16 protein-coding genes and 1 pseudogene are annotated in these 18,673 nt (G+C 70.4%); 6 read left to right on the forward strand and 11 right to left on the reverse strand.

The genetic code is table 11. The annotated features are described in order from the left end of the window. The first annotated feature begins 392 nt into the window (after positions 1-392). The gene (locus AMA02S_RS17275; protein ID WP_067459470.1) at positions 393-764 is read left to right on the forward strand and encodes a hypothetical protein; all 372 of its coding nucleotides are present in this window, start codon (positions 393-395) and stop codon (positions 762-764) included. 147 nt (positions 765-911) lie between these two features. After that, the gene (locus AMA02S_RS17280) at positions 912-1,334 is read left to right on the forward strand and encodes a hypothetical protein (protein WP_157430646.1); all 423 of its coding nucleotides are present in this window, start codon (positions 912-914) and stop codon (positions 1,332-1,334) included. A gap of 347 nt (positions 1,335-1,681) precedes the next feature. On the opposite strand, the gene AMA02S_RS17285 is transcribed toward AMA02S_RS17280, so the two are convergent. From AMA02S_RS17285 to AMA02S_RS45285, 5 genes and pseudogenes are all read right to left on the reverse strand, one after another. Next, positions 1,682-3,013, reverse strand: a complete 1,332-nt coding sequence (locus AMA02S_RS17285) for an HNH endonuclease signature motif containing protein (RefSeq protein ID WP_067459476.1) — start codon at positions 3,011-3,013, stop codon at positions 1,682-1,684. A 461-nt stretch (positions 3,014-3,474) separates the two neighbouring features. Continuing rightward, positions 3,475-3,579, reverse strand: a complete 105-nt coding sequence (locus tag AMA02S_RS44195; RefSeq protein ID WP_245667613.1) for a DUF397 domain-containing protein — start codon at positions 3,577-3,579, stop codon at positions 3,475-3,477. Positions 3,580-3,682: 103 nt separating this feature from the next. Further along, positions 3,683-3,868, reverse strand: coding sequence for a DUF397 domain-containing protein (locus AMA02S_RS40350; protein ID WP_084265251.1), 186 nt, complete (start codon positions 3,866-3,868; stop codon positions 3,683-3,685). Next, positions 3,859-4,479 (reverse strand): DUF5753 domain-containing protein, encoded by a 621-nt coding sequence (locus AMA02S_RS17290; RefSeq protein ID WP_067459481.1) that lies wholly within the window; start codon positions 4,477-4,479, stop codon positions 3,859-3,861. Before AMA02S_RS17290 ends, AMA02S_RS40350 begins: the two co-directional genes overlap by 10 nt. 6 nt (positions 4,480-4,485) lie before the next feature. After that, positions 4,486-4,668: pseudogene (locus AMA02S_RS45285) on the reverse strand (helix-turn-helix domain-containing protein); the annotation flags it as partial. A 258-nt stretch (positions 4,669-4,926) separates the two neighbouring features. On the opposite strand from AMA02S_RS45285, the gene AMA02S_RS17295 reads away from it, so the two are divergent. Together AMA02S_RS17295 and AMA02S_RS17300 are read left to right on the forward strand one after the other, a co-directional pair. Further along, positions 4,927-5,220 (forward strand): ATP-binding protein, encoded by a 294-nt coding sequence (locus AMA02S_RS17295; RefSeq protein WP_084265252.1) that lies wholly within the window; start codon positions 4,927-4,929, stop codon positions 5,218-5,220. Next, positions 5,217-5,597, forward strand: a complete 381-nt coding sequence (locus AMA02S_RS17300; protein WP_067459485.1) for a hypothetical protein — start codon at positions 5,217-5,219, stop codon at positions 5,595-5,597. Before AMA02S_RS17295 ends, AMA02S_RS17300 begins: the two co-directional genes overlap by 4 nt. A gap of 73 nt (positions 5,598-5,670) precedes the next feature. On the opposite strand, the gene AMA02S_RS17305 is transcribed toward AMA02S_RS17300, so the two are convergent. The 3 genes from AMA02S_RS17305 to AMA02S_RS17315 form a co-directional block, all read right to left on the reverse strand. Then, positions 5,671-5,844: a hydrophobic protein gene (locus AMA02S_RS17305; protein ID WP_245667615.1), complete on the reverse strand. Its 174-nt coding sequence runs from the start codon at positions 5,842-5,844 to the stop codon at positions 5,671-5,673. Between the two features lie 158 nt (positions 5,845-6,002). After that, entirely contained in the window at positions 6,003-6,719 is a 717-nt protein-coding gene (locus tag AMA02S_RS17310) for a type 1 glutamine amidotransferase (RefSeq protein WP_067459487.1), read from the reverse strand. Continuing rightward, positions 6,709-7,959 carry a Mur ligase family protein gene (locus AMA02S_RS17315; RefSeq protein ID WP_067459490.1) on the reverse strand — a complete coding sequence of 417 codons (1,251 nt, stop codon included), beginning with the start codon at positions 7,957-7,959 and terminating at the stop codon, positions 6,709-6,711. The genes AMA02S_RS17310 and AMA02S_RS17315 overlap by 11 nt, the downstream gene beginning before the upstream one ends. 521 nt (positions 7,960-8,480) lie before the next feature. Between AMA02S_RS17315 and AMA02S_RS17320 the strand changes: the two genes are divergently transcribed. Next, positions 8,481-9,965 carry a hypothetical protein gene (locus tag AMA02S_RS17320; protein ID WP_067459493.1) on the forward strand — a complete coding sequence of 495 codons (1,485 nt, stop codon included), beginning with the start codon at positions 8,481-8,483 and terminating at the stop codon, positions 9,963-9,965. Positions 9,966-10,634: 669 nt separating this feature from the next. Beyond that, the gene (locus AMA02S_RS17325; RefSeq protein ID WP_067459497.1) at positions 10,635-11,234 is read left to right on the forward strand and encodes a hypothetical protein; all 600 of its coding nucleotides are present in this window, start codon (positions 10,635-10,637) and stop codon (positions 11,232-11,234) included. Positions 11,235-11,252: 18 nt separating this feature from the next. Here the strand turns inward: AMA02S_RS17325 and AMA02S_RS17330 are convergent, their stop codons facing one another. The 3 genes from AMA02S_RS17330 to AMA02S_RS40355 all read right to left on the reverse strand — a co-directional run bounded on the left by AMA02S_RS17330 (position 11,253) and on the right by AMA02S_RS40355 (position 18,673). Continuing rightward, complete coding sequence (locus AMA02S_RS17330) at positions 11,253-14,372, reverse strand: ATP-binding protein (protein WP_245667616.1); 3,120 nt, start codon at positions 14,370-14,372, stop codon at positions 11,253-11,255. Positions 14,373-14,466: 94 nt separating this feature from the next. Then, on the reverse strand, positions 14,467-16,524 hold the full coding sequence (locus AMA02S_RS17335; RefSeq protein WP_067459500.1) for a coiled-coil domain-containing protein: 2,058 nt from the start codon (positions 16,522-16,524) through the stop codon (positions 14,467-14,469). Positions 16,525-16,750: 226 nt separating this feature from the next. After that, a complete protein-coding gene (locus AMA02S_RS40355; RefSeq protein ID WP_157430647.1) occupies positions 16,751-18,673 on the reverse strand; it encodes a class I SAM-dependent methyltransferase in 1,923 nt (640 codons plus the stop codon).

Below are 18,673 nucleotides of genomic sequence, written 5' to 3' on the forward strand. Positions count from 1 at the left end.
CGCGAGCGCACAACGATCAGCGGGACCATCGACTCGCCCGCGGACTTCACCGTGTCCGATTCCGAGAGTGTCGCCGACAGTGTTCCCGACGTGCCCATCACCTAAATGGGCCAGGCCCTTGCCCCGTCGACCGTCTGGCTGCACACGGCCGAGTACCAGGTAGCGGGTCCGAACGAAAGCGCCGAGGGCACACCTGGTCTGGTGCTGCGAATCATCGAGTGACCGCAGGACGTGGGGCGAGCGCTAGCCCTGTGTGACTCTCACCGGGGTGGTGCTGACCGAGCTGCCAGCCGGCGTTCAAGCCACGGCTACCACTCCACCGCTTATCTGCTGTGGGACGGTTTCAGCGAGAGGACGTCTACCCTTACCGGCATGAGCCGTCCGAACCGGCCGTGGCAGTCGAAAGGCAACTCTTCGACGAGGTCGCCACGACGATGGCACGGCGGCTGCCCAAGGCCGTCCAGAACCGCCGGACCACACTGCGGCTGCTACGCGAGATCGTCGCACATGATCCCGGTGGCCTCTACCAGGTTCTGGACGAGTTGTGGCGACTACTCCAACGCACCAGCCTGTCCGACATCATCCGGGCGACGACCGAGGTCTCCGCGCGCCTGGACTTCATCGCGGCGCTCAAGCAGATGGTCTTCGATCCGAAGACCAGTAAAACTGTCAAAGAGCGCAGCGAACTACACAAAATACTCGAACCGAGAGACGTGGGTGTTCGGCGACGCTTACGCGCTCATGGTCAGCGACCGGAGTTTTGATACCGTCCTCCAGCGTCATCTCCAGGCGCTCGGACGGGACCCGGCGCCCGGGCAGGTGTCCCGGTCCACAGGGAGGACGGTAGGAAGGCCATCGTCGATCTGCTTCTTGGCCGTGCAGTTCGCGGCAGCTCCGGTAGAGAGCACTTGGTGGTGGTGCTGAAGGCGCCAAGTGTGAAGGTCGGCCAGACCGAGGTAGGGCAGATCAAGAGTTACGCCGAGGCCGTCGTCAGCGACCACCAGTGCGCCGACGCTGGGGTGAAGTGGGATTGGGAGTTCTGGGTCATTTCGACGGCGTTGGACAACGTGGTGGGCCGCGATGCCACCGCCCCCAACCGTCCACCGGGCTGCATTGCCGAATGGGAGGGCGGCGTGCGGATCTGGGCACGCACGTGGGGCGAGATCATCGACGACTGCGAAGACCGCTTGCACTTCTACCGTGAACGCCTCACCCACGACCCTGTCACCGACCACACCGTGGACTGCTTGCGCCGCGTCCACCACTACGCCCCCAAGGCCCTGACCTGGTTGGGTGACCGCGGAACCCAGTTCAGCCGCACGACCGACATCTGAACCACACCGCCAGCTTCGTCCACGCCCGCACCGGGCCTCGGTCTTCCTGGCAAGTCGCGAGAGGTGGGCCTGAAGGCGTATCCGACGAAGAGCGTCCTGGGTCCCGCCAGGTCGACATGCACCGAGCCGGTCGCCTGATCAAATCCGGGCTCCGGACTGCGGTGCCAGGCACACCATGCAAATCTTGGACGATCCGCCCAGCACACATCGATATGACGCCATGATCCGGAGGGAGGCGATACCGCGCTATTCATGGCGTCTTCCCCGGGCGCTCGGCGTCCGGCCATTCGCGATGCCTACGCCCTGCTCACCGCGGAAGGCCGATAGCCCGGACACCCGTGGGCACGCTACGGTCCACCTGTTCGACGAGCGGTGCGGGCGGGGGTACGAAAGGGGCGCCCAACACGGTGGCGCTGAACGCAGGGACCGGAGAACGACCCCCGCTTCGCTGCGATGCCGACAGCCTCAAGTGGACGGGACCAGCCGTCCCCAGGCGGCTGGAGTCGGTAGCGGTAAAGGCCATCAGTGGTTCGGTCGATGTCCACTTGTTTCGGGTTGGTGTGTTTGTAGCGGTTGTGCCACCCGCAGGTGAGGGTGAGTTTGTCAATGTCGGTGGGGCTGTGGCCCAACGCCCATCCGTCCACGTGGTCGACTTCGCACAGCGCGCCGGGAACCTCGCAGGCCACGACCGCACAGGTGGGGTAGAGCGCTTCGAGGGCCTGGCGTTGCCCTGGGCTGGCGAATCGGGTCCGATGCCCGAGATACAGCGGGCGGTTGCCGGACCCGAGGATGAGGGGTGACACCCCGGCTGACAGGGCGATGCGGCGGGCCTGTTCGGCCGGGATGGGGGTGCCGTCGGTCAGGCGGGCGGGGGCGGTGCCGCCGGTGAGGGTGTCCAGGTCGACGATGAGGGTGACCTTGGTGGCTTTGTGCCCGCCCGACAGCACACCGCTCAGCGCGGCCGCCGTCCGCTCGGACAGGTCACGGCGATCACCGGCCCCGGCGGGCCTGGCCAGCGGCCCCAGTGCGCCGTCCCAGATGGCGGCGTCCTCGGCGTTGAGCCACCCCTTGAGGTAGCGGCCACCGTCCAGGGACCGGCTGGACTCGACCCAGGACCGCTCATACCCGCGCCGCGATTCGAGATCAGGTTCCTCGGTTCCGTCGCGTTCGGCGATCACCTCCCGGATCCGGGATCCGAAGGAGGCGAGTTTCCCCGCGGAGCAGCCCTGATCGGCCATCGGCAGCAGGATGTCCTCGGCAGCGGCGCAGTCATCCTCATCCAACCGGGCGACCGCGGCCGCGATCGTAGCGGCGTACCCGTAGGACAGGGTTCCGCCCGCCAACCGCTCCGTCACTTGGGTGAGTCGGTGGTGCTGGCGGGCCAGGGTGAGACGTTCCTTGGCGCGGGAGTCGCGCATGCCCAGCCGGGACCGCAGCCATGCCCGAGTGGAGGGCAGGCCCCACCGCTGTACTTCCCGGCCGCCGTCGACCACACCGATCAACCCGGCCAATGCTGCTTCCTGGACATCGAGGGCGGCGGCGAGCGTTTCGGTGAGTTCCATGCACCCGGCCGCCGATTCGGGCGGGGGGCGATGGGCGAGTTCGGCGGCGATCGCAGCCAAGGCGTCCACCAATTCCCCGCTGGCCACCTCGTCAAGGTCGATCGTCATCGAACGCATACCCTAATCATAGTCGAACACGTTAAATACCATCACCATTTCATAGGTCGATAATGAGTTCGACTATTGTTACCATCGAGACACCTCGACGGACCTACACTCCGGACGAATCGAAATCGGGTGAATTTTGGTAATTGTGCATCTCGCCACCGCTCCCTGCTCCCGGTCCCTGCTCCCGGTCTCTACTTCCTGATCGCTACTTCCCGGAGGATTTGCCGTTTCTGGGTAGAAAAGTGGGGGCGGCGCGTCGGGCGGGGGCAGGCGGAGCCTGCCCGACAAAAGCTGCACCCAGGGGCCGCAGAGGCTCCGAAGTCAAGGGTGGGACGGAGTCCCATCGCGTAGCGACGCGAAGCGCCCTTGACTTTGGAGGGGCGGCCCCGTACGCAGCGCCGCCCCCACTGCCGACCAAGACACCCACACCAGAACAAAGAACTAGGAACCGACCACCGTGCTATGGCATGTCAGAGGTTCTTGAGTGCCTCAGCGAGTCGTCCAAAATTATGACGGCTCACAACGAGCTTGGGGCCATCGGGATCTTTGCTGTCACGGAGGGCTACGACATTCAATGCCCCTGCGACCTCGACACAGTTGTCGTTCTGAACTGTGCTACCTGAAGATTTTGCGCCATGCTGCGTTATCCAGACCCATCCAGTTCTCCCTACGGGCTAGCTAATGAGACTTGAGGGTCTTGGTGAGTCGTCCAAAGTCGCGACGACTCACCACGAGCTTGGGGCCGCCAGGATCCTGGCTGTCGCGAAGCACCACGGAATCATGGATAGTCGCCAACTCAACGCAGGCGCCACCGTTCTCGCCGCTCTTTCTCGCCTTGCGCCACTCGGCGTTGTTCAAGTCCATTTGCTTTCTATCACCTTTCTTATCACCTCCCGCGACATGTTCGCAGGGAGAGTCTTACTTCCCAGCGTCCGCAGAGTGCGAGCCAACCCGGCTAGATCGTTCTCGTCATCGGTCGTAATGCCCCGCACTGTCGTCTCAAGATACGCCACCTCACTCCGATCTCTCATGGTCGCGAGGATGAACGCCCCGCCAGTCCCCGCAGGCACACCATCATCGTTGCCAACGACTTGAACGGTGACGTTCGGTAGTTCGCTCATGACCCCCAAATGTTCCAGTTGCTCTCTCATGATCTCCCGCGAACCCACCAGGTGCGTGAGTACGCTCTCGCTCAGAAGCGCCACCAGGGTGGCCGGTGGCGGCGAGTCCCGGGTGAGAATGATCTGACGCGCGAGACGCGCCGCTATGGCTTCAGCCGTCCCTAGGAATGCGCTGGCATAACTCTCGGTTTGAAGCAGACCAGGGATGACGGTGTGCTCCCACCAAACCAGCACGTCTGCCTGGCTCTCTACCTCTGGCCAGTCGAACCAGCTTGGGAAGCCCATCTGTCCATCGTCGTTGAGATCGTCGTAGAGGTTCAGGAGTACGCCGCCCGCCCTGAACTCAGGGTCCATCACCTCAACGAAGTCGCGTTTGCATCGCTTCTTGCCACTTTCGACTTGCGAGATAAAGGACGCTGTCTTGCCAGTCCGTTGCGCGACGCGCGCCTGACTTAACCCGGCGCGCTCCCTGTATCGCCTGAACTGCCGTCCGAACGCCGCCAACGCGGGTGACGTAGCTGCACGTCGTCGTGGGGTCGGCATGATCACCTCTGCTCAACCGGGGGTGACGGTTGTAACCGCCAGCAAGAGATCATTAGCAAGATGTTTTCTCTTTCCGCAGGTTAACAGTAACTGACTGTGACTGAGTGGCTTACTGGCAGCCACAACAACCGGCCACGTTCCAAGGACGTACCGATGTCAGTAGTAGGTCTCATGCCAGAGCCAGCCGTGCTTGTGCTTGCGTCGTCTGAGCGGGCGCCTGGTTGTGCGCGTCGCTTTCTTGGGGAGCGGTTCCGGGAGATGGAGATCGCCGACGACTATGCCGGTCGGATCGTGGTTACCGAGTTGGTTACCAACTCCTACAAGCACGTGGGGTTCGGGCACATCGTTGTGCGGATCTTCCGGGAGGAGCGGAGCGGTCTGGTCCGGATCGAGGTGTGGGACCAGGGGGTCGGGCTGCCCGTGGTGCGGCCGGCGGACGATCAGGCCGTCAGCGGGCGCGGCCTGCCGCTGGTGAGCGCGCTTGTCCAGGAGTGGGGCGTCCGTCCGTTGCTTGAGGAGGGGAAGGTCGTATGGGTCCGCTACGCGCCATGAACGACCTGGCTGGACGGCGGCGCCGACGATTCGTGTCGTGGTGGCGTGCCCGGTGGGGGCGTGCTGCTGCCATCAGACACCTGGATCTGCTCGCCGGTGCGCTCACGGCCAAGGGGTACCGGTGTGTGAAGCTGTATCGGGCCGAGGAGTTCCCCGCCCGGCCGTTGCTGCTGTGGGTCTTCGCGGTGAGCCGGGCGGACGGTGTCAGGGTCGCTGTGATCGTCCACGCTGCGCGCCGCGGCACCTGGGCCTACTACCAGGCCGGACACCATCCCTACGAGCACCATGGCTATCTGGCTTCCTGCGATGATCCGGAGACCGCCGCTGACAAGGTCGACGCCATCTTCAGATATCAGATGTTTCCCGCCGTCTATTGAGCCGCGATCGGTTGAGAAAGCCGTCGGCCCCGCCCCGCGGTAGGCGGGACGGGGCCGTGGGTGGAGGGTCTATCTACCAGCGGTACCAGCGGCCGCGTCGGCCTGAGGGGCCGTTGCTGCGGGCCACGAAGCCCACCAGCCAAAGCACCAGGACAACGGCGGCCACGACCCACAGGATCTTCAGCGCGAAGCCGATGCCAAAAAGGAGCAGCGCCAGCACCAGAACAAGAATCATCAACCAGGGCATGAGGTCCCCTCCTCGCTTTTCGTCTCGGCGCCAGAAGTCCCCGCAGAGAGTCCTTTGATGCGCGACAGAGGTCACGAATCAAAATCATCGCTGCTCGTGCTCTTGACAGCACTCTGCGCAACGGGGTGGTGCCCAGCCGGTGTCGAGGGGTTTTCCGGTCAGCTCAGGACGGCGTTCAGGCGTTCCTCACGGAGTCGGCCCGCCCAGGAGTCGTCGATGGGCTGGAGTTGGCGTCCGGCCGCCCAGCTGAGCAGCAGGTCGGCCAGGCCAGGGTTGCGGACGAGCGCCGGGCCGTGCATGTAGGTGCCGAGGACGCGGCCGCTGTAGGCGCCCTCGTAGCCGCTGCCGTCGCCGTTGCCGATTCCGGCCACCACCTTCGCGAACGGCTTGGCGCCGGGGCCGATGCTGGTGGCGCCCTGGTGGTTCTCGAAGCCGGTGATGCGGGGGACGCTCAGCTCCGCCGACACGTCGCCGACGACCTCGCCCACCGCGCGCTGCTGGCCGCGGCCGGAGCGGATGTCGAGGATGCCAAGACCCGGGACGGGCTGGCCCTCCTCGCCGCCGAACTCGTGGCCGAGGATCTGGAACCCGGCGCAGACCGCGAAGATCACGGCACCGCGCTGGGCGGCGGTGCTCAGGCCGCCGTCGGCGCGCAGCCGCTGGGCCGCGAGGATCTGCGGACGGTCCTCGCCGCCGCCGAGCAGGTAGATGTCGCCGTCGGTGGGCACCGGCTCGTCCGACCGCATGTTGATCGTCTCGGTCGCGATGCCGCGCAGCGCGGCGCGGCGTTCGAGGACGATGGTGTTGCCCTGGTCGCCGTAGGTGCTGAGCAGGTCGGGGTAGACCCAGACGATCTTGATTCGGTTAGACGACACGGCCGTACCTCGTTCGGATGTTCTGGAAGGCGGTGTAGTTGGCGATCACGTCGAGGTGGCCGGGCGGGACGGCCATGACCGCCTGGTCGATGTCGTCCACGAGGGTGAAGGCGACCTCGGCGGCCTCCAGCCGGGCGGCGAGGTCGATGCGGCGCTCGCCGGTGACCCAGACGGGACGGCCACGCAGGATGCGGTAGTCGACGTCCCAGAGCCAGGACGTGTCGCGGCCGTCGGGGCCCTGCGCGTTGATCGAGAGGGCGACGGGGCCGGGCGCGGGTTGCAGGACGTCGAACGCCTCCAGCCAGCCGGCGGGGTTCTTCGACAGCAGCAGCCGGATCCGGCGGCCCTCGTGCTCGACCGTGGTGTAGCGGCCCGCGACGGACTTGACCTCACTGAGCAGCGGCAGCGCCTGCTCGGGCGGGACGCCGAACTGGGCGACGACCGCCAGCGCGACCAGGGCGTTCGAGCGGTTCGCGCGGCCCGGCAGGGACAGCCCGGAGAGGGGGAACGCGCGGCCGTCCGGGGTCGTGATCTGGTCGCCCTTCAGCGTCCAGTCGGGGCGCGGACGGGCGAAGTGGCACTGGCGGCAGCGCCAGTCGCTGTCCTCGTCGGTGTCCTGGCGGTCGAGGGGGCCGCCGCACTCCGGGCAGCACCAGGAGTCCTCGCGCCAGTGCTGACCCGCAGCGACCCACGTCACACTCTTGGCGGTGGACGCGCCCCAGGTGACGAGTGGGTCGTCGCAGTTGGCGATGACGTGGCTCTGCGGGGACTTCTCCAACGCGCGCCGCCACTTGCCGGCCAGCAGCCAGATCTCGGCGGCACGGTCCATCTGGTCGCGGCTGAGGTTCATCAACGCGACGACGTTCGCGCCCGTCTCGGCCAGCACCATCGGGACGTACTTCTCGTCACACTCCAGCACGCCGTAGCGGGCCGTGGGCGCGGACGCCAGCGCGGACACGTGCCCGGTGGGCATGTTCGCGCCGAACGCGTTGGTGGCGACCTCCCCCAGCGGCGTCATCGCCGAGGTGATCAGCCGGGTCGTCGTCGTCTTACCGTTGGTGGCGCTGACGAGGACGAGCTTGCGGTCCTTCGCGAGCCTGGTCAGCAGTTCGGGGTCGAGTCGCAGGCCGATCCGCCCGCCGATCACCGAACCGTCCCCACGGCCCGCGATACGGGACATCTTGGCGGCCGTACGACCGAGCGCGACGGCCAGCTGCGAACGCAGCGGAAGATCGCTCATTGACTCCGTCTTCTCTCCATGCACCGGGGCTACGAGCCTAGAGTCTGTCTCAAAGTGGCCTCCGCCGTCACCGTGAGCGCGTCACCTGACCGTTGGAGCGAAGCCGGAGGCGAGCCCCCACGGGAAGATCGCGAAGCGATGCGCACTCGCACAAGCACGATCAAGAGGCGAGCCGCCAGGCGAGCCCCTTGGGCCAGGATTGCGGTGACCACAGCCTAGCCGCTGATCGGCGCGCCTGCGCGTGTGCGCGTCGTGAAACGACACGCGCTGACATGCCCTGGAATGCGACGAGCATCACAGCCGATCGTGTAAACCACTCGTGGCAATGTTGACCGGTACCGAGGTGTCGTGATTCTGTGCGACCCCCGACGCGGTGAGCCAGATTCCCAACCACGCGTCCTAGAACGACGTCACCCACTACTTTTGTCGGGAGCCCTGCGGTTTGCGGGGAAGCGGTGCCCGTCCGAGGCGGGCCGAGATCGCTGGCGTGGGCGAAGCGGCGACAAGGCGAGGTCTGAGCGATGCAGTGTCCGACGTGCGGTTCCAACACGCCCGGGACGCTCGGCAAGTGTTCGAACTGCGAGGCGCCGATCGACGTGTACTCGGTCGGGCCGGCCGCTTCGCTGGGGGCGCCGCTGGGGGCACCGATGCGCGAAGGGTCAGCCGACGCGCTGGGCGACAAGACGATGATGGTGCCGCCGACGCAGTCCTGGGCTCCTGGCGGGTCGTCCTGGTCGCCCGAGCCGGCGTCCGTGAGCACGCCGCCGCTGGGCGCGCCGCCCGCACCCGCGCCGGCACCGTTCGCCCCGCCCATGTCCATTCCGCCCATGTCCACTCCGCCCACGCCCACTCCGGCCGTCCAGGCGCCGGGGACGCTCGCGTCCTCCGACCCCGAGTCGACCGCAGCGTGGACGTACGACCCCCAGGGCGACTCCGGCGGCTTCGACAGCCTGCCGCCGCCCGCGTCCTCCTGGCCGGGCAGTGCCGCGCCCGCCGTCCCGGTCCAGCCGGAGCAGGCGCCGGAGCCCGCGCCGGAGCCGGAGTCGATCGTCCCGGAGTCGTGGTACGCGCAGCCGCGCAAGCCGCAGGCGCCGGAGGCCGAGGCGACGCAGGTGTGGACGCCGCAGCCCTCGCCGGCCGACCAGGTGTGGGGCGCGCCGCCCCCCGTCCAGGCGCCGGCCACCATGATGGACGCGACCGTCATGGACGGCGCTCCACAGCTCGCCCCCGGTCCGATGGGCGCGCCGATGGGCGCGCCTCCCATGGGCAGTACCCCAATGGGTGGCACCTCCATGGGCCAGGGCATGCCGATGGGGCCCGACCCCATGGGACAGGGCGAGCCCCCGTACGCGGGGTACCCCGGCCAGGGCCCGGCGCGCTCGGGCGGCGGGACGAGCAAGCCGCTCCTCGTCGCGGTCTCCGCGCTGGTCACCGTCGCGATCGCGGCGGTCGCGTTCGTGATGTGGCCCTCGGGCGGCGGCGGCAAGGGCACGGCCAAGTCCTCGCCGTCGGCGGGCGCCAACACCAAGGTCGCGCAGACGAACAAGATCCCGAACGTGGCGCGGCAGCAGGCGGGCGCGATGAACGCGGTGCTGAACGCGAGCGTCGACACCCGCCGCGTCCTCGCCGGAGCGCTCGGGCAGGCCCGTACCTGCAAGAACCTGCCCCAGGCCATCCAGGGTTTCCAGACCGTCGCGCAGCGGCGCCAGAACCAGATCCGGCGCACCAAGAACCTCAAACTCGACAAGCTGTCGAACGGGGAGCGGCTGCGCGGTTCCTTGAACCAGGCCCTCGCGGCCTCGCTCCAGGTCGACCAGGTGTTGCTGCAGTGGGCGCAGCGCAACCAGGCCAAATGCAAGGGCAAGCCCCGTCCGGACGCGGCGCACGTGCCCGGGCGCGGGGCGGCGGAAACGCGCGCCACGCTCGCCAAGCGGCAGTTCGTCATCCTGTGGAATCCCGTCGCGCGGAGCACCGGCCAGCCGCAGCGGAGCTGGCAGCGGGTCTGACCGGGCTGATCACGAGCGCGTTGCGACCTGGGCGCGGGCAGTCCGCGTGCGGGGACGGCGCGTTATCTTTGCACCGGTGAATCTCAGGGGTTAGGGGACGTTATGCGGTGCCCGGGCTGCGGTAGTGACACCACGTCGGCGTTGCCTCGATGCACCCGATGCAACGCTCCGCTTGACCACGCGTCCGGCGGCGGAGATACGACCGCCCGAGACCCGTCGGAGAGCGGCGCGCCCGCCTCCTTCGGCCAGGACCCGACCGTCCGCGGTCCCTTCGGCGAGGAGGCGACCACCCGCGACGTCGAACCGTCGAGCTTCCCCCCGCCGAAGCCGAGCCCATCGAAGCCGGGCCCTCCGGGTCCCGGCGCTGAGGGCTCCGCCCCGCCTGGCCCCGGGCCGACGGGTCGCCTTCCGTTCGGGCAGGGCAACACGCTCGGCGCGGGGCCCGTCCCGCCGCCCGCGCGAGAGCCCGGTCCGATACCGGGAGTGCCCCAGAACCCCATGCCGGGGCCGCCGCAGGGCCCGACGCCGGGGCCGGTGCCGCCTCCGTGGGCTCCGTCACCGCAGGAGCCCATCCCGTGGCCGCCCGCGCCGGCCGACCACACGACGCCGATGCCGCCGGCAGGGGAGACCTCGATCCCGCTCTCCCCGGAGCCTTGGTCGGAACCGGCCATGTGGCAGCCACCGGCGCCCGCGAAGAAGAGCAAGCAGCCGTACCTGCTGATCGCGGCGGGCGTCCTCCTGCTGGCGGGCGTCGCGCTCGGGATCGTGCTGTGGCCGAGCGGGCCCAAGCCGAATCCGGCCGCCGGCAACACGGGCACGCAGCAGAGCCCACGCATCGCCGCCGACAGCACGAGCGGCTCCCCCACCGCCGACGGCGACCTCACCGAGCAGGCCGGGGTGGTGAACGAACTGCTCAAGGAGATGTCGGGTACCCGCTCCGACCTCGGCTCGGTGGTGACGGCGGGCTGCGGCACGACCGGGCTCCAGCGCATCCGCGACCAGCGCCAGGAGCAGCTCGGCAAGGCCCGCGCGCTGGAGGTGAGCGCCTTCGACGACGGCGACGCCCTCAAGGACGCGCTGGTCCGCGCCTTGGAGGCGTCCGTCGCCTCCAACCGGCGCTACCTCGCGGTCTCCCCCGGCTGCCCGTCCGACGACGAGGTCCAGAGCCTCAACCAGGAGGCCAGCGACGCCAAGAGCGAGTTCATCCGCCTCTGGACGCCGATCGCCGAACAGGCCGGCCTGGACCCCCGCAGTGAGGGCCAGATCTGACCCGGTCCAGGCCGGCGGTCATCCGCTCTCCGGCTCGGGGTTGAGGAAAGGGAGGGCGGCGGACGTGTCCTCGAAGGGGTCGATGAAGCGGTCCGCCCAGCACAGCACCGGTTCCAGCCACGGGGTGACCCGCATCGTCTCGGCGACGTGCTCGATCCGCTCGTCCTCGTCGAAGCCGAGCGCGACGACCGGCAGGTCGCGGAAGAAGCCCGCGTGGTCGTCGTCGCCGTACAGGGCGGTGAGGGCGAGGGGCCGGTTGCGTTCCAGCTCCATCGACAGCGGATGGCGGCGCAGCGCGTGGAGGCGGTGGCCGAGCCTGGCGTCCGGCGGCTGCTTCAGGCCGGGCAGCGGGTAGTCCAGGGGCGGCGCCGGGGTGTGCTTGTCGGGGACGCCCTCGCCGTACGGGAAGAGGCGATCCATCTCGTGCAGCCACCGCACCTGCGGGATGACCCACGCCGGGCCGGGCGCGACGCCGGAGGCACCACCGCCGAGGAGCCGCTGCGCCACGTCCGCCGCGGTGCCGGTGAGGTCGGACGGCGGGTAGGCGGTGCGCAGCGCCCGCGAACGGCGGGACACGGCGCGTTCCAGGACGGTCGCGAGCGCGCACTCGCGGAGCCTCGGCGCGAGCCGCGACCAGCCCCGGGCCAGGTCGGGCGGGACGGCGGGCAGCGGACGGTTGGCGACGTGCGCGAGGACGAGCGTGTCCGCCCAGAGCCGCAGCCAGCCCCAGTCGGGGTTCACCGCGACGAGGTCGGCCTCGCGCAGCTCGTACAGTGTGCAGGCGCGGCCGGAGCGGCACTCGCAGCCGCAGGCGGCCGAGCGGCGGCCGTCCACCGGGGGCGGCGGGCCCGGCAGCTCCGCCTCGCGGCCCTCGCCGAGCGGAACCCGGACGCGCAGCGGGCGGTCCATGCCGTCGGCGAACACGGCGGCGACGCCCGGGCGCAGCGACACGACCTCGCGGGACTGGTCCTCGTCCAGGTTCATGGCCGCGCCGACCTGGTACCGGTCGTCGTGGGCGGGCAGCCGGTGCACGACCTTCAGCGCGGTGTTCTTGATCACATCGGGGACGAGCTTGGTCGGGATCTGCTCGGCGACGATGATGCCCTCGCCGTACGCGCGGATCTCGGCGAGCATCCCGGCGAACAGCTCCACGGCGTGCGAGCTGGTGCGCTCGGGCCCGCGGTTGCGCAGCAGCCGGTGCGCCTCCTCGATCACGATGACGTGCCGCAGCCCGGGTCCGCCGCGTTCGGCGCGGTCACGGCGCCGCTCCCGCATCCGCAGGTGCTCGACGATACGGATGATGAGCGTGCCCATGAGGAACGCCTTGTCCTCGTCGTTGGCGACGTCCTCGATGGCGAGGACGATGTTGTCGCGCAGCATGCCGCCGATGTCGGCGGGGTGGCCGCCCTCGAAGAACCGCCCGGCCGAGCCGATGCGCAGCGAGCGGAGCCGCACGTCCACGAAACCCTGGACGTCGGCCATCAGCTCGCGGCCGTACCCGACGTCGGAGATGACCTGGAGCGCCGCGTTCTGGAGCTGCTCCAGCGTCGGGACGGCGGGCTCGATCAGCGAGCCGGGCACGCCCGCGCCGGTCACCACGTCCCAGCCGTTCGTCTCGTACACCCGCTGGAGGGCCTGCGCCATGATCTGCGGGAACGGCTCCTCGGCGTCGAACGCGGCCTGGAACAGCGCCCGGACCATGTCGATGTGCGCCTGCACCGGGTAGCCGGGCTCGGGCGCGAGCGGGTTGACCGACAGCGGCACCGACGCCGGGTCGGACGGGTTGACGACCGTCACCGGCCCGCCGAGATCCTCGATGCGCCCGGCCATCGCCGCGTACTCCGACTTGGCGGGTTCGATCGCCAGCCACGGGATCCCGGCGCGGGTGAGCTGCTCCAGCAGGTGCCGGACGGTCTGCGACTTGCCCGCGCCCGTCGAGCCGGTCACGAACACGTGCCGGTTGATCGTGGAACGCGGGACGGTGAGCCGCCCGACCTGCCGGTCCTGGCCGTCCAGGATGGCGCCGAGCTCGATCCGCGCCGTGTCCCCCGGCGCGGCCGGGCCGCCGGGCGGCGGGGCGTCGGTCTCCGAGGTCACGTCGAAGTACCCGGCGTCCAGGACGCGCAGCCCCGGCACCTCGCGGCGGGGCAGGCCCGCGAGCGCGGCGAGGGCCCCGGCGGTCGCGACGAACGGGAAGCGCTGCTCGGACTCGGCCGCCGGGCGCAGCGGCGCGGGTTCGGCGCCGGGCCGCAGCATCTCGCCGAACGAGCCGCTGCCGTGCCCGGACCTGAGCCGGTACGGGTGGTGTCCGAGCTCCATCGACCCGACGAGCACCGGCGCGATCTGCCCCAGCTCCTCCTGGGTGGCGGCGCCCGCGACGACCCGCACCTGCCAGAGCCCGGCCTCGCGGAACGCGTCCAGCTCCGCGAGCCGCTGGTCGGCTCGGGTGACCGACAGCCGTGCCTGCTCGTCCTCGCCCCGGCGCAGCATCCGCAGCTCGTGGTGGAGTTCGCGCATCTCGGCGTCGATCAGCCGTTCGTCGCACGGGTCGGCGACGACGAACCAGCCGAACGGCCGCTCCATCAGGGTCACGAGCGTCGACTCGAACAGTCCGGGCCCGGCGTCCACCGCGCCGACCTGCGGGGCGAGGCGGCCGGGGCAGCGCGTCCAGGCCATCCGTTCGGCCTGCCGCAGCCAACCGTCCCCAGCCGGGACACCACGGGCGCCGCTCGGGAACAGCAGCCCGTGCGCCTCGCCCGGCGTCTGGCCGTGGGCCCCGGGGCCGCCGATCGGACCGGCGTTGGTGATCAGCTCCAGTGGCGCGCCGCCGCCCGCCGACAGCCAGCCGACCACGAACGAGCGGCCGAGGCCGGCCGCCGACAGCGCGGCGGGCAGCACGCTGACGAAGTCCCATTCGGCGGACGCGCCGCGCTGCGGCGCGGGGATCGCCTGGATCCGGTACCAGGGACCGGGCAGCGCGAACGGCTCCCCGCCTTCGGCCTGCCGGTCCGACGGTGCCCTCGGCGGGACGTCCGGCACACGCCCGCCGGAGGACCGCATCCCCGGGGGCGGCGACCCGGGAGGCATCCCCGGTGCCCGTCCGAACGGCATCCCTGGGGGCGTCGAACCTGGGGGCATCACCCCAGCATCCTTACGCGCCGGCCGCCGCCGCGCCACCGTTCTGCCTTTTGGCGGGCCCATCGCGTGGCGGCCGTCCTTACGACGGCCGCCGCTACGAGGGGCCGGCCTTGTGGCGGCCGTTGGGCTTGCGCGGCGGGACGATGCGCGGCCCGCGCGTTCCCGCGCCCCGGGGCAGGGCGTGGCGCGGGCGGGGGTTCTCGGTGAAGGGCCGCGCGGACGGCGGATCCGTGTTGTCCGGCGGTGGGGGCGCGACGTCCGGTTCCGGGGCGGCGGGCTCGTCCTGGAGCCGCTGCTGCTCGCGGATGTACTCCTCGAACTCCATCGAGTGCGCGGTCGGCAGGGTGATGATCCCCGGGTTCGCGTCCACCAGCAGGATGCGGCGGCCGGTGGCGCCGGAGTGGGTGAAGACCATGGCGGTCGGCGGCAGTTCCTGGAGCTGCGGCGGCTCGACGAGCAACTCGCGGTAGCGCTGCTTGTCGGCGCGGCGCGGGGTGACGGTGCGGCCCCAGGAGGTCGCGGAGCTGATGCCCTCGACCAGCGCCGTGTCGTCGGCGGCCGGGGCTGGCAGCGGCGACCAGGCGGGGTCGGTGAGGCCGTCGCCGCGCAGCCGCGCGTAGGCGACGGTGCTGGCGTAGGTCTCCGCGGCGATGTCGAAGAGCGTCTCGCCGGCGGAGTCGGTGATCTCGGCGACGAGCAGGCGCTGGTCGGCGCCGATGTGCTCGGCGGCGACGCGGGCGTCCTCGGGGTTGCCGAGACGCATGAAGCCGACGGCGGCGTGGCCGCGCCGGCCGAGCCGCTCGCGGACGTGCTGCGGAATGGACCGGTACATCAGGACCAGGCCGGTGCCGGTGGCCTCACAGGCGTCGATGAGCCGGTCGAGGACGTCGCCGCGCAGCTTCTCGGCGCCGCAGAGGAAGAGGGTGTGGTCCCAGTGGCCGCCGGGCGGCGCCTCCCGGATGCGGTGGGTCAGCGCCGTCGTCACGTAGGTGCCGAGGACCCGGTTGGTGAGGACGCCGGCGCGGCGGTCCATGGAGACGACGTGCAGCCGGGACGGCGGCAGCCGCACCTGTTCGGTGGCGAGCTTTTCCAGCTTGCGGAGCTGCGCCTCCAGGGCCCAGGCGCGGCGGACCACGATGCGGTCGGTGGCGTCGCGGCCGAACAGGGTGGCGATGCGCTCGTGCTGCTCGTCGGTGAGCAGCCCCTTGCGCAGGTCGTCGCGGGGATCGCCGACCTGGGCGAGGACGCGCAGCGCCGCGGTGATGCGGGGGATCGTCGCGTCCGGGCCGAGCACCTCGATGAGGCGCTCCAGGATCGAGTTGTCGAACGACAGGTCGCGGGTGCCGCCGTGCTCCTCGCCCGCGCTGACCACCAGGGACAGCACGTCCGCAAGGGCCTCGGGGTTCAGGCCGCGGGTGACGTCCAGGCGGGGCAGGTCGGCGGGCAGCACCCACACGAGGGGGTCGTCGCCCCGGTCGGCGGCGAGGCGGAGCAGGTCGTGCGCGACCGCGCCCTCGGACAGGTCGATGACCGTGAGTCGGGCGCCCGCGGCGAGACGGGCGGCGCCCATGGTGGTGACGGCGGCGGACCATCCGGCGAGCGTGCCGCCGACCACGTCGACGCGGTCGACGCCGGGCGGGACGGCGACGGGGTACCACTCGCGCTGGCTCTCGTAGGCGGAGTGGCGGCGTTCCCATTCGGCGCGGGCCTCGTCGTAGGCTCGCGCCGCCGCCGCGTGCTCGCGGTCGCGGGCCGCGCGGTCGCGTTCGCCGCGCTCGCGTTCGGCGGCCAGCCGCTCGCGGACGCCCCGCTCGTCCCGCCACAGGGCACCGCCGGTGATGCCGAGGATGACGGCGCAGGCCAGGAGCGCGACCCCGGCGAACGCCCACGGCAGGAGGCCGACCAGACCGCAGACGAGGAACAGCACGACGCCGACGATCGTGCCGCCGGCGGCGATGCGCAGCGGGCGCGCGGCCATGTGCTCGCCCGGCCGCCGGGCGGGCGCGGGCACCGCCGTGGGCCGCCCGTCCTGCTCAGGCAGGCCGGGCGGCGGCCCGGGATCCGGGTGCACCTGCGCGTAGCGCCAGCCCACGTAGACGCGGTCGGCCTGCGTGAGCCTCGCCCTCGCGGACCCGCTCGCCCTGTCCTTCACGTCGAGAGACCCCTGGGTGTTGCGGGATGAGGAGGAACTCCTGGGGGTTGGTTGCCGGGTTGGTTTCTTACCAGACACAGAGTAAAGAGATTGCTGGGTTTCCGCGTCCGGTTCGCCGAACAGGGACGATGATGACCAAGATGTGTCGTCAATCCGGTCACCACGTCAACCTGCGGGAAAGATCGGGCGTGGCGGTTCCGGCGGGTGGCCGGATCCGGCCATCTCGTCAGCGCGCCGGGGGCGCTTTCACCGGCAGGAACGCCTCCAGTTCCATCGTCGGGTGGGGATACTTCCAGTCCACGCTGTTGAACGGGATGTACATGCCCTCGGGGGTGTCGGCGAGGAAGTAGTTCCCGTTCCACTGGTTCGGGTTCGTCACGGGCGTCCCGGCGGCGTAGCGGGCGCCCAGCGGCTCGTACTTCACGTCCACGCCGAACATGGCGTGCACGGCGGCGTCCACGAAGTTGTAGTGCTCGATGTTGCCGCGCAGGTGGGTGTCCTGGAGCGCGACGCCGTGCACCCGGTCGCGGGCGAAGTAGAGCGAGCTGAGGTCCTTGACGACCTGGTTGAAGTCGTGGGCGCCGTCATGGTGGATCAGCGCACGCGTCCCCTCCTCGGCCCGCAGGACCCTACCGACGTACGTCGGCAGATCACCGAAGAACATTCGGACGCGCGGCATCGCTCCCGGGAAGATGCGGCGCACCCGCTCGCGAGCGAACTGGAGGTAGGCGGGGTTGGCGTCGACGAGGTCGAGTTCCAGCCCCATCGGCTCGACGCAGCCGGCGAGCACGGCGGACGAGCCGCCCATGAAGACGCCGACGTCCACGACCCGGGTCAGGTCCCGGTGCTCGCGCTCGACGCAGCCGAAGATGTCGAAGTAGTGCTGCGCGCTGCACTGGTCCTCGTAGGCGAGACCCACGCCCGCGGTGCGGGCGGCGATGCGGTCGAAAACCGCGTTGTGCCCGGCGAAGGCGCCCAGGTCGGCGTGGTGCCCGCCGAGGATCTGGATGCCGAGCACGTCGTGCGGGTTCTCGACGCCGGGCAGGGCGGGGTCGGGTTCGAGGAAGGTGCCCCACCGCTCGTCGTGCATGGCGACACTCTCGATGTAGCCGGTCACTGCGGGGCTCCTTGCCGGGTCGTCGCTGGTGTCGCCGGCGCGTCCCGCCCGGAGACGGTCGATCTCCTGCTGCTGGGCCGTGATCGTCTCGACCAGCCGGTTCGCGTCGTCCGCGCGGGCGAGGGCCTCGTACTGGAGTTGCAGGACGCGGGTGTACAGCGCGATCCGGTTGTTCTCCAGGGTCGCGAGCAGGCCCGAGGAGGTGTGGGGGGCCAGCGCCTCGAACATCTCCGCGGTACCGGGCGTGCCCGTCCGGGCCAGCACGCCGAACCCGAAGACGGCCGGGACGATCTCGAACCGCCAGCCGCCGCCCTCCTCGTCCTGCGCCTCCTCGTCCGGTGCCGCCTCCCGCTGTGCCGTCTCTTGCTGTGCCGCCTCTTGCTGTGCCGTCTCTTCTAGGACGTCCTCGATCGCGGTGAGGACGCCGTTGCGCTCGCCACCGGCGTGCCTGGCGACGGTGAACGCGCCGCCGCCGACGAACCCGGCGGGGGTGAGGTCGTCGTGCCAGATCGTGGGGCCGTCCTCCGCCGTGTCGGGGTGCGCGTCGCCGGGCGGGACGGCGGACGGCTGGTAGTAGAAGTCACGGCGACCGCAGGGCCACAGCACGTCGTGCAGGACGACCACCGCGTCCGGTGCGTTCCTCATGATCCAGTCGAGTTCCGCGCGGACGACCGGGTAGTTGTGGTCGCCGTCGAGGACGTACAGGTCCGCGACCGGCAGGTCACCGAGCACCGCCGGCGAGAGCCCTTCGACGAGGTTCAGCCGGGGATCGGCGGCGAGGACGGCGCGCAGCTCCTCGTCCGGGCTCGGCTCGACGCAGTGCACGGTGGCCCCGAGGTCGGCGTACAGCGAGCTGACCTGCCCGGACTCGACGCCGACCTCGACGACGGTGCGGATCTCGCGGTTGCGGGCGATCGTCTCGAACAGCTCCCGGAACACCGACATCGAGTGCACCAGCAGCGGCAGGCCGCGTGCGGCGCGGGCCTGCGCGTCCGGATCCTCGCGCGTCCCGGTCATGCGCGTCCCGGTCAT

Origin of the sequence: Actinomadura macra NBRC 14102 (assembly GCF_001552215.1) — a bacterium.
Lineage (GTDB): Bacteria > Actinomycetota > Actinomycetes > Streptosporangiales > Streptosporangiaceae > Spirillospora > Spirillospora macra.

Coding starts and splice junctions, on each gene's coding strand:
- AMA02S_RS40355 (WP_157430647.1), bottom strand. CDS start 18,673: ATGACCGGGACGCGCATGACCGGGACGCGCGAGGATCCGGACGCGCAG.
- AMA02S_RS17290 (WP_067459481.1), bottom strand. CDS start 4,479: ATGGACCCTGAGTTCAGGGCGGGCGGCGTACTCCTGAACCTCTACGAC.
- AMA02S_RS17325 (WP_067459497.1), top strand. CDS start 10,635: ATGTGGCAGCCACCGGCGCCCGCGAAGAAGAGCAAGCAGCCGTACCTG.
- AMA02S_RS17300 (WP_067459485.1), top strand. CDS start 5,217: ATGAACGACCTGGCTGGACGGCGGCGCCGACGATTCGTGTCGTGGTGG.
- AMA02S_RS17320 (WP_067459493.1), top strand. CDS start 8,481: ATGCAGTGTCCGACGTGCGGTTCCAACACGCCCGGGACGCTCGGCAAG.
- AMA02S_RS17295 (WP_084265252.1), top strand. CDS start 4,927: ATGGAGATCGCCGACGACTATGCCGGTCGGATCGTGGTTACCGAGTTG.
- AMA02S_RS17330 (WP_245667616.1), bottom strand. CDS start 14,372: ATGCCCCCAGGTTCGACGCCCCCAGGGATGCCGTTCGGACGGGCACCG.
- AMA02S_RS17315 (WP_067459490.1), bottom strand. CDS start 7,959: ATGAGCGATCTTCCGCTGCGTTCGCAGCTGGCCGTCGCGCTCGGTCGT.
- AMA02S_RS17285 (WP_067459476.1), bottom strand. CDS start 3,013: ATGCGTTCGATGACGATCGACCTTGACGAGGTGGCCAGCGGGGAATTG.
- AMA02S_RS17305 (WP_245667615.1), bottom strand. CDS start 5,844: ATGCCCTGGTTGATGATTCTTGTTCTGGTGCTGGCGCTGCTCCTTTTT.
- AMA02S_RS40350 (WP_084265251.1), bottom strand. CDS start 3,868: ATGGACTTGAACAACGCCGAGTGGCGCAAGGCGAGAAAGAGCGGCGAG.